Source organism: Chryseobacterium sp. JV274, from assembly GCF_903969135.1.
GTDB lineage: Bacteria > Bacteroidota > Bacteroidia > Flavobacteriales > Weeksellaceae > Chryseobacterium.
Genome location: NZ_LR824569.1, coordinates 3,372,444 through 3,386,514 on the forward strand (window position 1 = coordinate 3,372,444; position 14,071 = coordinate 3,386,514).

The 14,071-nt window shown below is 36.2% G+C and carries 12 protein-coding genes; 8 read left to right on the forward strand and 4 right to left on the reverse strand.

Annotated features, from left to right (window positions below):
* The first annotated feature begins 52 nt into the window (after positions 1-52).
* The 7 genes from mfd (at position 53) to pth (ending at position 8,889) form a co-directional block, all read left to right on the forward strand.
* The gene (gene mfd, locus CHRYMOREF3P_RS15555; RefSeq protein ID WP_180564993.1) at positions 53-3,421 is read left to right on the forward strand and encodes a transcription-repair coupling factor; all 3,369 of its coding nucleotides are present in this window, start codon (positions 53-55) and stop codon (positions 3,419-3,421) included.
* 370 nt (positions 3,422-3,791) lie between these two features.
* Positions 3,792-4,613 (forward strand): hypothetical protein, encoded by an 822-nt coding sequence (locus tag CHRYMOREF3P_RS15560; protein ID WP_077413489.1) that lies wholly within the window; start codon positions 3,792-3,794, stop codon positions 4,611-4,613.
* Between the two features lie 2 nt (positions 4,614-4,615).
* Complete coding sequence (locus CHRYMOREF3P_RS15565) at positions 4,616-5,434, forward strand: hypothetical protein (RefSeq protein ID WP_232539043.1); 819 nt, start codon at positions 4,616-4,618, stop codon at positions 5,432-5,434.
* Positions 5,435-5,442: 8 nt separating this feature from the next.
* Positions 5,443-6,180 (forward strand): hypothetical protein, encoded by a 738-nt coding sequence (locus tag CHRYMOREF3P_RS15570; RefSeq protein ID WP_077413491.1) that lies wholly within the window; start codon positions 5,443-5,445, stop codon positions 6,178-6,180.
* A 152-nt stretch (positions 6,181-6,332) separates the two neighbouring features.
* On the forward strand, positions 6,333-7,205 hold the full coding sequence (locus CHRYMOREF3P_RS15575; RefSeq protein ID WP_180564994.1) for a hypothetical protein: 873 nt from the start codon (positions 6,333-6,335) through the stop codon (positions 7,203-7,205).
* Positions 7,206-7,306: 101 nt separating this feature from the next.
* Entirely contained in the window at positions 7,307-8,239 is a 933-nt protein-coding gene (locus CHRYMOREF3P_RS15580) for a hypothetical protein (RefSeq protein ID WP_180564995.1), read from the forward strand.
* A gap of 86 nt (positions 8,240-8,325) precedes the next feature.
* Positions 8,326-8,889, forward strand: a complete 564-nt coding sequence (pth, locus tag CHRYMOREF3P_RS15585; RefSeq protein ID WP_180564996.1) for an aminoacyl-tRNA hydrolase — start codon at positions 8,326-8,328, stop codon at positions 8,887-8,889.
* Positions 8,890-9,024: 135 nt separating this feature from the next.
* Here pth and CHRYMOREF3P_RS15590 read toward each other — a convergent pair whose 3' ends face one another.
* The 4 genes from CHRYMOREF3P_RS15590 to CHRYMOREF3P_RS15605 all read right to left on the reverse strand — a co-directional run bounded on the left by CHRYMOREF3P_RS15590 (position 9,025) and on the right by CHRYMOREF3P_RS15605 (position 12,440).
* Positions 9,025-9,660 (reverse strand): carbonic anhydrase, encoded by a 636-nt coding sequence (locus CHRYMOREF3P_RS15590; protein ID WP_180564997.1) that lies wholly within the window; start codon positions 9,658-9,660, stop codon positions 9,025-9,027.
* Between the two features lie 50 nt (positions 9,661-9,710).
* Complete coding sequence (locus CHRYMOREF3P_RS15595; RefSeq protein WP_180564998.1) at positions 9,711-11,303, reverse strand: SulP family inorganic anion transporter; 1,593 nt, start codon at positions 11,301-11,303, stop codon at positions 9,711-9,713.
* 147 nt (positions 11,304-11,450) lie between these two features.
* Complete coding sequence (locus CHRYMOREF3P_RS15600; protein WP_047380370.1) at positions 11,451-11,750, reverse strand: hypothetical protein; 300 nt, start codon at positions 11,748-11,750, stop codon at positions 11,451-11,453.
* A gap of 21 nt (positions 11,751-11,771) precedes the next feature.
* Positions 11,772-12,440 carry a carbonic anhydrase gene (locus CHRYMOREF3P_RS15605; RefSeq protein ID WP_077413496.1) on the reverse strand — a complete coding sequence of 223 codons (669 nt, stop codon included), beginning with the start codon at positions 12,438-12,440 and terminating at the stop codon, positions 11,772-11,774.
* A gap of 383 nt (positions 12,441-12,823) precedes the next feature.
* On the opposite strand from CHRYMOREF3P_RS15605, the gene CHRYMOREF3P_RS15610 reads away from it, so the two are divergent.
* Positions 12,824-13,963 carry a helix-turn-helix domain-containing protein gene (locus tag CHRYMOREF3P_RS15610; protein WP_077413497.1) on the forward strand — a complete coding sequence of 380 codons (1,140 nt, stop codon included), beginning with the start codon at positions 12,824-12,826 and terminating at the stop codon, positions 13,961-13,963.
* The last annotated feature ends 108 nt before the right edge of the window (positions 13,964-14,071 follow it).

The window sequence follows — 14,071 nt, forward strand, 5'->3', positions numbered from 1 at the left end:
CGGTTTCGGAAAACTCCCGAAATCGCTTTTGTCGTTTATATCAATACTATTTATGCAATTAAAATCCATCAAAGAAAAGTTTCTTCCAGATCTGATGCAGAAAGAGTTCGGGAAAGAAATTTTCACCCAGTTAGAAAACAGCCAGCATATTGCCGTAAAGGGAAGTGCGGGATCTTCAGTTTCTATTTTTGTGGCTGAACTTTTTTTAGTTCAAAAGAAAAATATTCTTTATCTGGTAGATGATAAAGAGGATGCATTGTATGCCAATACTGAAATGGAAGATCTTATTGGCAAAGATAAGGTGTTGTATTTTCCAGCCACCCATCTTGAGCCTTATCAGGTAGAAAAAACACAAAATGCTAATCTGGTTTTAAGAACTGAAGTTTTAAATAAAATCAATTCAGGGAGATCTCCGAAAGTTATTGTAGCTTATGCCGGAGCTTTGTCTGAAAAGGTTTTGAAAAAAGAAGATTTTAAAGCCATCTCTCATCATATAAAAGTAGGTGACCAGCTGGACTTCGATTTTGTAGACGAATTGCTCACCCATTACCATTTTCAGCAGGCCGATTTTGTTTCAGAACCGGGAGAATTTTCTGTAAGAGGGGGAATTGTAGATGTATTTTCTTATTCATACGAAAAGCCATATAGGATTACATTCTTTGGGAATGAAGTGGAAAGTATTAAAACTTTTGATATCGAAACCCAGCTTTCTATAGATAAAGTAAAGGATTTTCAATTGGTTTCCAATATGAATTTCTCTGTGACAGGAAGCAGAGTGTCATTGTTACAGCTGTTGCCAAACGAAAGTTTTGTAGTTTCTAAAAATGGAATGATAGGAATGCAGAAGATCAGGACGTTCTATGAGAAGTCCCTGGAAAAATATGATACTTTAAGTAAAGATATTGCTCACAGAACTCCTCAGGAACTTTTTATTTCTGATCAGGAGTTTTTATTCGATTATAAAAAATTCAGAACAGTTGATTTTGGTGGGGCAGTAATTGAAGGATTGAAGGAAATTACTGAAGTCAAAATGGAGCAGCTCCCTCAGCCGTCTTTTCATAAAAACTTTGAACTGCTGATTGAAGATATCGAAGAAAAACAGAACAGCGGATTTGATACGTGGATTTCCTTTTCAACAGAAAAACAGAAAGAAAGACTCGAATCTATTTTTGAAGAACTTGAACATGAACTTCCTTTTAAGAGCTTTAAATCTGAGCTGCATGAGGGATTTGTGGACAACGGTCACAAGCTTCTTGTTTATACTGACCACCAGATCTTTGACCGTTATCAGAGATATAAGGCAAAGAATACTTTTGCAAAATCAGAGCAGCTTACCCTGAAAGACCTGATGTCTTTGAAAATAGGTGACTATATTGCCCATATTGACCACGGGATCGGAAAATTTATGGGGCTGGTAAAAGTAAATAATGATGGTAAGATTCAGGAATGTTTTAAACTGACTTATAAAAACGGAGACTTATTATATGTAAGTATTCACTCTTTGCATAAGATTTCGAAATACAATGGACCGGATGGAAGAGAGATTGTGCTGAGCAAACTTGGTTCTCCAACCTGGAAATCTTTGAAACAAAAAACAAAAGCGAAGGTAAAGCAAATTGCTTTTGATCTTATTCAATTATACGCACAGCGAAAGACGGCAAAAGGTTTTGCTTATACACCGGATTCTTATCTTCAGAATGAACTGGAGGCCAGCTTTATCTACGAGGATACTCCGGATCAGGAAAAAGCAACCGTAGATGTAAAGAAAGATATGGAGGCTGATACGGTTATGGACAGGCTGGTTTGTGGTGATGTAGGTTTCGGTAAAACGGAAGTTGCAATCCGTGCAGCATTTAAGGCGGCCACAGACGGTAAACAGGTTGCAATATTAGTTCCCACAACTATTCTTGCTTTTCAGCACTACAGGAGTTTTAAAGAAAGACTTAAAGATTTTCCTGTAAATGTTGGTTATATAAACCGATTCAGAACAGCGAAGCAAAAATCAGAAACTTTAGATGCTTTAAAGAATGGAAAAGTAGATATTATCATTGGGACACACCAGCTGGTAAGCAGTTCTGTGAAGTTTAAAGATCTGGGCCTGCTGATTATTGATGAAGAACATAAGTTTGGAGTTTCAGTAAAGGATAAGTTGAAAACGCTTAAAAGTAATGTTGATACGCTTACCCTTACAGCGACTCCTATTCCAAGGACTTTACAGTTTTCATTAATGGCGGCAAGGGATTTATCTGTCATCAAAACACCACCACCTAACAGACAGCCTGTAGATACGCAATTGATCGGATTCAATGAAGAGATTCTTCGTGATGCCGTTTCTTATGAGCTTCAGAGGGATGGTCAGGTTTATTTCATTAATAACAGAATAGAAAACCTTAAAGATATTGCCGGACTTATTCAGAGACTGGTTCCGGATGCAAGAGTGATCACAGGACATGGTCAGATGGAAGGAAAGCAGCTGGAGAAGAATGTTCTGGATTTTATGGAAGGAAAATATGATGTTCTAGTGTCCACGACAATTGTAGAAAGTGGTGTGGATGTCCCGAATGCCAATACCATTTTCATCAATGATGCACAGCGGTTTGGAATGGCAGATCTGCATCAGATGAGAGGAAGGGTAGGACGTAGTAACAGAAAGGCATTCTGCTATCTGATTACACCACCTTATGATATGATGACTTCCGATGCCAGAAAACGTCTGGAAGCCATTGAGCAGTTTTCTGATCTGGGAAGTGGTTTCCAGATTGCAATGAAAGACCTTGAAATCCGTGGTGCCGGTGACCTTTTGGGTGCTGAACAAAGCGGGTTCATCAATGAAATGGGGTTTGAAACATATCAGAAACTAATGCAGGAAGCGCTGGAAGAACTGAAAGATGATGCTGACTTTGAAAGTCTGTTTGAAAACGAGGAAGACAGACAAAAGCTCTTCAAATCTGTAAAAGATGTCAATATCGATACTGACCTGGAATTGATGTTACCTGATTTCTATATTTCCAATACCGAAGAAAGATTACTGCTGTACCAGAAAATTGCAGAAATTAATAATGAAGTTGATCTTCATCAGTTTGAACTTGAGCTGATTGACCGTTTTGGAGCATTGCCGAAAGAAGCCGTCAATCTATTGAAAAGCGTTTCTCTGAAATGGTTAGCCGCAGATATAGGTTTTGAGAAGATTGTTATGAAAAATGGAGTATTCTTAGGATACTTCCCAGGGAATCCTCAGGATAAATTCTACCAGACAGATAGATTCAGACATATTATTAATTATTTAACCCGAAATCCTGCCGAAGCCCAGCTTAAAGAGAAATCCGGAAAAGAAGGTAATCAGCTGATGATGAGGAAGGAAAAGGTGAAAAATGTGGATGAGGTTAATATATTATTAAAAGCTATTATTGAACATAATTAAATTATAGGTTTTGTTTTTTGTAAACAAATTTGTAAAAAATGTGAAAAGCGTATAAAATCTTAAATTTTATACGCTTTTTTGTGATTGTTATCATGTTTTTTCTGAGTAATATTCCTTGAGAGGAGAATTAAGCCTGTTTTGAAGGGTCTGATATCACTTTGTTATGACTAAAAATATCCTGTAGATTCCCGTACAGTAAGGGTTTGAGACCTTACTAGATTTTTTTTAAACATAAAAAGTGGAGTTATGTAGAAATAATTCTACTTTTATGTGTGATTAATTCTATGTTGTAATGTGTTTATTTCTATAGGTTTATGGATGTATAACTGGAATTTTTAGGACTTCATTGTGTACCTTTGCAGTCCTTATTATGAAAAAAATTATATATTGCTGCGCAGCTGGACTTCTATCACTCTGCGCTAATGCGCAGGTGGGAATAGGTACTACAAAACCTAAATCTGTTCTTGATGTGAATGGAAAAACCACCTTAAGAAAAGAACTTAGAGTAGGCGGAACTTCAACTCAGGCTGGAGATGCCGGGTTAAACGGCCAGGTTTTGGTTTCTCAGGGTGAGGGTTTGCCTCCCGTGTGGAAGTCTTTGAACATTTCCTTTATGGAAGAGGGACAGTATAAGTTGATCAACTCTTATCTGTCGTCAGATCAAACGGGTATTATCTCACTTACCAATGGTATTGCTGGTGATGGTATTTACAAAAACAGTGTTGGAGATAATATTACTGATGCTGCAAAAGGAACATGGAAAAAGATTGATGGACTTACAAATACCTTTACAATCAAAAATGGAAAAAATAGGCTTACCTATCAGTTCCAGACAGGAATCGAAATAAAAGCACCTACATCTACGACGATAGAAAGTGTAAGATTTACCTGTGGTGTTTTCAGAAACGGAACTTTGGTAGCGGTACGTCCGGATAGAGTTGCGTCTAATAACAACAGCGGAAAAAATGGTCTTCAGGACTATATCTTTACCCTTAATTATACCGAACAGAATGTTCCCGTTGGAGCTCATACGATTGAGATTGCATGCAGAAAGATTGATACTTCAAATTCTACCTCACAATTTGCCATCGGACGCAATGTACAGGCTTCAAATGGAGCTTCCAGTGCATTTACTTTGGAGTCTACAATGAAAATGGACGTTATTGAATACGTGAGCTATAAAACGAACTAATGATGAAAAAACTATTATCAACCCTATTTCTGACCATAGGACTTTTGGTGTCGGCTCAGGTAGGAATAAAAACAGATACTCCAAAAGCAACTCTTGATGTAAACGGAGATTTGAACTTCAGAAATAAAATTGCAGTCCTTAATGCTACTGATAATTCAATTTCTCAGGGAAATAACGACCAATTACTGGTTTCTCAGGGAGAAGGCTATGCCCCAATCTGGAAATCACTTCGTATTCCTGAATATGAGCCTAATAAATTTTATCTGATCTACAACAACTCTTTTTCAGATAAAGTAGGGATTTCATTTACTTCTTCTGATGATTCTTCGGTAGGTTTGGCCTCAAGAGGGGGAACTTTTACCAAAGGAAAAGAGATCAGCAGTCTTACTAATTTTAAAAAAATCAACAACCTTTCACAGGTAATCAGTGTATTCAGTACTCAGAGTAAAGCTTACTTCCAGTTTGAAACGGTTGTACAGGCAGACTTCGGAGGTGCTGGGACTACAGATACCTCAATAGATTATGCCTGTGGGATTTTTGTAGACAATAAACTGGTGAATCTGAGACAGAGAAACTTAAAAGCAATCAGTACTTCATATCCTTTCCTTACCCATACTCAGATTGGTATTGTAGATAATCTTGCGAAAGGAGATCATACAGTAGATGTTGCCTGTACAAGATTGGGTTCTTATGGAGCGGGGAGCAATACCCTTACGATAGGAACCAATGTATACTCTAATATTAATGGCTTTATTTCACAGTCATCCCTTAAAGTAGATGTATATGAAGTTCCAGAAGTGTTTAACACCATTATAAACTAAAGCGGATTATGAAAAAAATATTATTTGTAACATCACTTCTGTTAACTGTTGCAGCTACTGCCCAAGTGGGTATTAATACTCCTAATCCGACTAATATGCTGGATGTAAACGGAGACCTGAATGTTGGAAAAGAATTAAGAACAGGAGGTACAGATGTACTGAGAGGATCTGCCGGAGCAGCAGGTGATATATTTCACAATAACGCAGACCTGACTACAAACGACTGGAAGGCAATAAAAATTGCAGACGGACAAGGAAGTATGTCAGTTTTTTCAATCAATACGGTTGCTGATAAAACAGGAGTTACTTTTGTTGCGCCAAACGGAGCTACTACTCCTTATAACGATGGAGATGCTTTAGCTGGGAACTGGACTGTGCTTCCCGGGGCAGTGGATACATTCTCTGTAACCAATATGGTGAATAAAGCTACATTCTCTTTTCAGACGACTGTTCAAAAAACAGGAACAAGCTCAGCGAGTTTTGCCTGTGGTATTTTTATAGATGACAAACTTAGAGCGGTAAGAACAGATGTTTTATTAGGAGATAGCGGGGCCTACAAGATTTTTAATCTTAATGCTACTCTTGCGAATCTTACTCCTAAAAACCAATATAGCGTTAAAGTAGCCTGCATCAAAAGAGCAATCTCAGGAACAAATCTGGGAATAGGAAAAGCTGTTGATGCTACTTATCTTAATAGCGATATGTCACAATCTGTTTTGACGACATCTATATTGCAACCTTATTAATTTTTATGATAATACAATAATTAGAAATCTAAAAACGTTATGTTTTTAGATTTTTTTTGTTTATTAACTCTATTTCTTGTGAATTTGTCCATATAAATTGAAGTGTATTATCGAAAATTGAATTATATTTGGGCAAGCTAAAAAAATTCTATATGGTAAAAAACTATTTTTTAAAAATATTTGCCGGTATTGCTTTTCTTGGGCTGCTGGCAGCATGTACTACTACCTCAGATCCCATAGAATCTATCCCGAATCCGGATGATGGACCGCCGCCTAAAAAGGTTTTAGCAAAGGTGAGTGCTAATAATATTTCCCAGGAAGAATATGTTACGGCAGCAGTAACCGGAGATTTACAGACTGCAGTTTCTAAGGATGAATCTGCTCCGGGTGCTTTTTATACGGGAACGGTAACGTATACCAACAAGAATATCACAAAAATTAAATATGTAAGTTCAGCAGCATCCAGTCTTGTTTATGAATTTAATATTGTTCCTGATGCTACAGGTAAAAAGATTTACAACGCCACTTCTACTACAACGGGTGCCACTCCATCAGTTTCTGTTATAAGTGACTATACTTTTACTTATAATCCAACGACGAATAAACTTACTAAGATTCTTGAGAAGAGAAAAGAAGGGGGAATCAGCGCTTATAACAAATTTATAGATTATAGTTTTGTATATACCGGAGATAATGTTATTCAGGTAGTTTCTTCTAAAGGATTATTAGATATCAATGGAAACCCGAATATGGGTACTGCAGTAGTAAGCAAGTACAGCTTTCAGAACTATGATGCTCAGAAAAGCCCTTACTCTACACTTTCACCGGTTTATTTTATAACACGAAGTCTGATAAATCCAGCTCAATTCTATAAAATTTCTCCGAATAATCCTACTTCAATGTTTATAGAATTGCCTTCACCAGCGGCTCCGGTAAATACAGCTCAGAGCTATTCTTATGATAATCAAGGGTATGTGGTTGTAGAGAAAAACCAGAATGTTACTTTTACCTATAAAAATTTATAGGAGAGAGAGATAGTTATTAATCTTACCAGAATATAAAATAATCATATAATTTTTAGGTAAAAAAAATTATATTTGTCAAAAAAATAATCAATTACAAGGAAATGAAGCAAATTTTCTATTTTATTTTACTAATCGCAGGTTTTTCTTCAATACATTCCTGCAAGGACATGCTGGATGAGGATGGAAATCCATTGCTGGATCTTAACAATACAGGAGGATTAAGCGGTCCCAGAGCATTATACAGAGAAATTACAGATAAAGATACTATCGCAGAATATCAGTACAGCGGACTTCTTGTGACTAAAGTACTTACAGATAGTGCTTCAGTGACTAATATTATGTATAGTGGTGATAAAATCAGCCAGATTAATTTCAATGGCTTTTTGGATCTTGACGGAAACGGAAAACTAGATAAGGATAGTGTATCATACACTCAATTATTCACTTACGCAAATAACAATAAGCTGCAGACGATTTCTGAAAACCGTTCTATTTTCAGAAGACCTCCGCCTGTACCACCGGCAACTACTCCAGGTCCACAGACATTACTGAAAAAAGAGAAGAGCCTTTACAATATTAAATATAGTACTGCTACAGGGAAGCTGGATTCTATCATTATGAGGAATGGTCCGGATGTAGTAGGAGTGCCGCTTGCTTTCACAGATTACTCTAAAACGGCTTACACATATGTAGGCGATAACGTATCTAAAGTAACAAGAAACTATGGAACAATGACAGGAGGAGCATTCGGTGCTGTTACAGGAAAATATAGCTATGAATACTATGCATATGATGATCAGGTGAGCCCGTTCACATTATTGCCACACGTATATAAGATTTCAAGACTATTATCTACAGTAATCAATGATAAAGAAAGTCTTATTCTATCTCCAAACAACCCTAAGAGATGGTCGGTGACAGATCTTTCGCCACCTATTCCAACTCCAATTGTAAAGAGTACCAATTACGTTTATGATCCTCAGACTTATATGACAAAAGGATACGGCGTTAATTATATCTACAAACCACAATAGAAGACTTTTTTAATAATATTGAAACTCAATCTTTCCTAAGATTGAGTTTTTTATTTTTTATCCCTTAATTTTGCAAAAAATTTCTGATGAAATATTTAATTGTCGGGCTTGGTAACAAAGGCTCAGAATATGAAAATACACGACACAATATAGGCTTTAAAGTAGCTGAAAAAATAGCTGAAACTCTTGAGGTATCATTCAATACCTCCAATTTTGGCTGGATGGCAGAAGGAAAACATAAGGGCAGAAAAGTTTTTATCCTTAAACCAGATACGTATATGAATCTTTCCGGAAATGCGGTGAAATACTGGATGCAGAAAGAAAATATTCCTTTGGAAAATGTACTGATTGTTACTGATGATCTTGCTTTACCTTTCGGAACATTAAGGTTGAAAGGGAAAGGCTCTGATGCTGGCCACAACGGACTCAAAAATATTAATGAAGTATTGCAGACCCAAAATTACGCAAGGCTTCGTTTCGGAATCTCTGCTGATTTCTCTGCAGGACGACAGGTAGATTATGTATTAGGAACCTGGAATGAAGAAGAGACAGCAAAGCTTACTGAGAGAATTGAAACTTTTTCAAAAGCGAGCCTTTCTTTCGTATTTGCAGGATTGAATAATACGATGTCTACATTTAACGGGAAATAATAGAAAGACAGAAAGTAAGAGAGTATAGGAGCAGGTAATAAGGAGTAGACTTTTATTGCATGACAAAAAATAAATGCCACCGGATTCCGATGGCATTTTCTGTAAATTATAATTGAAATTTAATGAGTTTATCTTTTATAACCAACTTACTGCACCAGTTTCAACATCATAATTGGCACCAACAATTTTAATTTTTCCTTCTTCTTCAAGTTTTTTAAGTGTTGAGCTTTGCTTACGGATGTCTTCAATAGCGCTTTTTACGTTTTGCTGATTAAGCCTTTCCAAAAGAGAACTGTTTTTTGATGAACGCTCTTCATTTTCTTCAATGATGTCATTGATGATAGGGTTGAAATGGTTGATCAGGTGGTTAAGATTATCCATTCCCAATCCTTCAATCTGTGCAGCATCAAGACCTCCTTTCAAAGCACCGCATTTTGTGTGGCCTAAAACTACAATAAGTTTAGAACCGGCAACGTTGCAGCCAAATTCCATCGATCCAAGAATGTCCTGATTAATAAAATTACCGGCAATTCTGATACTGAAAACGTCTCCCAATCCCTGGTCAAAGATAAGCTCCGCAGAAGTACGGCTGTCTATACAGCTTAGAACTACAGCAAAAGGCCACTGTCCTTCACGGGTAGCATTCACTTGCTCAAGAAGGTCTCTGTTTGCTTTAAGATTGTTTACAAATCTTTGATTTCCTTCTTTTAAGAATTCTAATGCTTTCTCTGGAGTGATAGTAGACTGTGTTTCGTATGTATGTGCTTTCATATTTTTATTGTTTTCGAATTTAAAGTTAAAAAATTAATTATAAATGGAGATTACATGGCTCTTTTGTGAGTAACCAGAATATGGGAATCCTCACTTCTTTCGTAATCTCTGTATGAAGTTTTAAAGCCTAAAAGTTCTACGTTGATGTCCTGTTCCTTTGCACGGATATTGGCAAAATCCTGAATCATTTCCAGTACATCTGTTGCGATGTATGAAGTGCTTCTGGCATCAATGATGACCGTTGAACTTGGTTTTATATTTTTAAGTGTTTTTTTGATAGCAGCTTTATTTAAAAATGAAACTTCTTCAGCTAGTTTTATGTTGATTCCATCTGCATCATCCAGCCTTTCTCTGCTCAAATAATAAGCTCTTTTCATATTCCCCTGAAGGATATAGAAAACAGAGATAGTAAGACCAATTCCGACTCCTTTTAATAAATCTGTTGCTACAACAGCTACCACCGTTGCTACAAACGGAATAAACTGGAATTTTCCTAAATGCCAGAAATGCTTGAATGTAGCCGGCTTTGCCAATTTATATCCCACTAAAATTAATACCGCAGCCAATGTAGCTAATGGAATTAAATTTAAAATAACAGGAATAGAAAGTACACAGATCAATAAGAATATTCCGTGAATAATGGCTGAGATTTTAGAAGTTGCTCCGGCGTTAGCATTGGCAGAACTTCTTACGACAACAGACGTCATTGGAAGACCACCGATAAATGAGCTGATAAGATTTCCGATTCCCTGAGCCTTAAGCTCAAGATTGGTATCCGTAATTCTTCTCTGTCGGTCTAATCGGTCTGATGCTTCAATACAAAGTAACGTCTCAATTGAGGCTACAATAGCAATTGTTGCACCTACAATCCATACTTTAGGATTTGTGAAACCATTAAAATCCGGAGTGGTAATCAGGTTCTTGAAATCATCAAAAGACTGAGGAACAGGCAAAGAAACCAAATGCTGGGTTTCGATAGCCAGAGAACTTCCGGACATCTTGAAGAGTTGATTCAGAAGAATACTTACAATTACTGCAACCAAAGCTCCAGGAAGCATTTTCAGCCTCTTCAGAACGTGGATTTTATCCCATGCGATAAGAACTGCTACTGAAACCAAAGTAATAACAATAGCCCCAGGGTGGATAGCCCCAAATAATTCTGTAAAATATCCGAAGTTTAAACCATTATCAAAAATAGATTCATGACCTTCATAATCTTTATCAAATCCTAAAGCATGCGGAATCTGTTTTAAAATAATAATGATTCCTATGGCAGCAAGCATTCCTTCAATAACGTTGTTGGGAAAGTAGTTGGAAATACTTCCGGCTCTTACAAACCCTAAAATCAATTGAATAAGTCCTGCAATAATCCCTGCACAAAGGAAAAGCTCAAATGCGCCAAGATCTGTTATAGCTGTTAAAACAATTGCCGTTAAACCTGCTGCAGGCCCGGAAACTGAAATATTAGAATTACTGATTGTTCCTACTACCAGGCCGCCTATAATACCGGAAATAATACCGGATAATGGGGGAGCACCTGATGCTAAAGCAATTCCTAAACACAACGGAAGTGCTACTAAAAATACCACGAGTCCTGAAGGAAAATTCTCCTTGATTCCTCCTATTAATGATGTCTTTTTCATAATGTGAAGCTGTAAAGTATAACCGGCTTATTTTTTTTTAAATAAGTCAATTACAAAAAGTTGAGAAAAAATAATTTTTAAAGTACATGTGTATCCGATATCAAAAAATGATATGGAAATAGTATCAAAAAAATCTAACTATAAGAGTTACGCTTCCGGAGGGGGAGAAAATATAGTAAGTAAAGGTGAAAGATGAAAAGAATCATCTATCAGTACAAAAGAAACGCCCTGAAAATCAGGTTCGGAAAACTTCAGATAGTCGAAAACGTCCAAAGGTTTCGGAATGGTCTTTTCATAAACAATAAATGAGGACGGATGAGAATGTGGTTCTTCTTCGTTGATTATTATATTCGTTCTTGCAATATCCCAGCCCGCTACCGCAGCAATGCCTGGCAGCGCCGTAAAATTCAGAAAAAACGTTAATACAATAATACTCCAGAATTTCATTTTACATTCTTTTTAGAAAAACTACTTAGTCTTTCTGCTCATTACCCAATCTGAACTTGTAAGATTGTAGATCTTTTGGATGTCTTTTAAGGTTTTCTCAAAATCAATCTCCAGATCAATGATCTTACCTGTTCTAAGGTCAAATACCCAGCCGTGTACAATAGGTTGTTCCTCTAAAATATACCTTTCCTGTACGCAGGCCATTTTGATCACGTTGATGCACTGCTCCTGAACATTAAGTTCTACGAGTCTGTCATAACGCTTGTTTTCGTCTTCAATAGAATCCAGCTCTACCTGATGTAATCTGTAAACATCACGGATGTTTCTCAGCCAGGGATTCAATAATCCCAGATCCTGAGGAGTCATCGCGGCTTTTACACCACCACAGTTGTAATGTCCGCACACAATAATGTGTTTCACTTTCAGATGTTCTACAGCATATTGAATAACGGCTGTAGAACTCATATCTAAAGTATTGACTACATTAGCAATGTTTCTGTGAACAAATACTTCGCCCGGCTTTGCTCCCATCAATTCTTCTGCGGTGGCTCTGCTGTCTGAACATCCGATATAAAGAAATTCAGGATGCTGAGTTTTTGCAAGTTCCTTAAAGAAATTTGGGTCTTCAGCTACTTTGGATTCTACCCATTTTTTGTTGTTTTCGAAAATAACCTCGTACGATTGTGACATAATTTTAAATTTTTAAAAGTTTATAATTATTTATTTCGTTTAAATTATTTCCAAAATCAATAGACTAAATCAATAATTATGCAAAAATATACTTTTTGTTAAAAAGTAAATCACTTTTAACAAAGTTTAATATTAAAATATGCTTAAAATCATGTCTAATATTCCGATATACTTTGCTTTACAGCCATCAGGCTCTATAGGGTAATCCAAACGTTTAAAACCAGGATAAAATTACGAAGTATAAATTAAAAATTGAGATTTGTGAATTAAAATATTCTTAATTTATTTGTCTCATCACATGTTGCTTCACAAGAGTTCATTAAAAAGCTGTCATATGTGTCAAAAAATGAATAATTTAACACCTTGATTAATCTATCCATTTGATGTCTGATCTTGGTCTGCAATCTTTATCACCACTATTTTATTGGGCAGGAATTTTTATTGCCTTTTTTTCATCTTTTCTGATCTTGGGAAAATCCAAGAAGGTGACCGCAGATTATGTGTTGGCAATATGGTTTATGATCATAGGAATTCATCTTATTTTCTTTGTTTTATTTCATGCAGAAGGATATTTGCGTTTCCCTTCTCTCATTGGTTTCGAGATTCCCTTTCCTTTTATGCATGGGCCAATGCTGTATTTGTACATTTTGTATGTCACCAGCCAAAATTCAGGCAAAAAGATCTGGCTGCTGCATTGGATTCCGGTTTTAATGATCTATATCTCTTTGTTTCAGTTTTTGCTGCTCCCTCCGCAAGAGAGAGTAGAGGTATATCAGAATAAAGGAAAAGGGTATGAAACATTGAGCCAGGTGATTAAATTTCTTATGATTCTCTCGGGAATTCTGTATGTAGGATTAAGTTTTCTTGCAGTAAGAAAATATAAGAAAGCAATTTCCAATCAATATTCAAATACTGAGAAAATCAATCTGAACTGGGCATATTATCTGATTACCGGTATTGCGCTGATTTGGATTGCCGTTATGATCAGGAATAATATTCTTATTTTTTCAATGGTTGTTTTGTTTATTATGGTTGCTGCTTATTTCGGGATCAGCCGGGTGGGCATTCTGGATTATTCAGTGGTAAAAACTGAAGGCGATACGGAAAATAGTACAGTTGAAAACAGTCCTGAAGTTCCAAAATATGAGAAAACCTTTGCCGGAAAAGAAGCAATACAGGATATCTATAATAAGCTGGTGATTCAGATGGAGAAGGAAAAATTGTATACAGATCCTGAATTGAACCTGAACTATGTTGCAAAACTTTTGGATGTTCATCCGAATACACTTTCCCAAACCATTAATTTTGTTGAAAACAGAAACTTTTATGACTATATCAACCGTCAGCGGATTGAAGAATTTAAGAGAATAGCAGTGTTACCTGAAAATGGAAAGTTTACGATTCTTTCACTGGCATTTGAGAGTGGATTTAATTCAAAAACCTCTTTTAACCGGAATTTTAAGAAATATATGAACTGCTCACCAAGAGAGTTTCTAAAAAGCCAGAGTATTACTATGGAATAACTTATTTATTAATTTGTTTTAGTATAAGTTATTCTTTTTGAGTTGTTTAAATGTTTGTTCCACCTTTCATTTTGGAACAGATGAAGCGTTTATAATCCTCATTTTTAC

Coding starts and splice junctions, on each gene's coding strand:
- CHRYMOREF3P_RS15565 (WP_232539043.1), top strand. CDS start 4,616: ATGAAAAAACTATTATCAACCCTATTTCTGACCATAGGACTTTTGGTG.
- CHRYMOREF3P_RS15605 (WP_077413496.1), bottom strand. CDS start 12,440: ATGTCACAATCGTACGAGGTTATTTTCGAAAACAACAAAAAATGGGTA.
- CHRYMOREF3P_RS15610 (WP_077413497.1), top strand. CDS start 12,824: ATGTCTGATCTTGGTCTGCAATCTTTATCACCACTATTTTATTGGGCA.
- CHRYMOREF3P_RS15600 (WP_047380370.1), bottom strand. CDS start 11,750: ATGAAATTCTGGAGTATTATTGTATTAACGTTTTTTCTGAATTTTACG.
- CHRYMOREF3P_RS15595 (WP_180564998.1), bottom strand. CDS start 11,303: ATGAAAAAGACATCATTAATAGGAGGAATCAAGGAGAATTTTCCTTCA.
- CHRYMOREF3P_RS15575 (WP_180564994.1), top strand. CDS start 6,333: ATGGTAAAAAACTATTTTTTAAAAATATTTGCCGGTATTGCTTTTCTT.
- CHRYMOREF3P_RS15560 (WP_077413489.1), top strand. CDS start 3,792: ATGAAAAAAATTATATATTGCTGCGCAGCTGGACTTCTATCACTCTGC.
- CHRYMOREF3P_RS15580 (WP_180564995.1), top strand. CDS start 7,307: ATGAAGCAAATTTTCTATTTTATTTTACTAATCGCAGGTTTTTCTTCA.
- pth (WP_180564996.1), top strand. CDS start 8,326: ATGAAATATTTAATTGTCGGGCTTGGTAACAAAGGCTCAGAATATGAA.
- CHRYMOREF3P_RS15570 (WP_077413491.1), top strand. CDS start 5,443: ATGAAAAAAATATTATTTGTAACATCACTTCTGTTAACTGTTGCAGCT.
- CHRYMOREF3P_RS15590 (WP_180564997.1), bottom strand. CDS start 9,660: ATGAAAGCACATACATACGAAACACAGTCTACTATCACTCCAGAGAAA.
- mfd (WP_180564993.1), top strand. CDS start 53: ATGCAATTAAAATCCATCAAAGAAAAGTTTCTTCCAGATCTGATGCAG.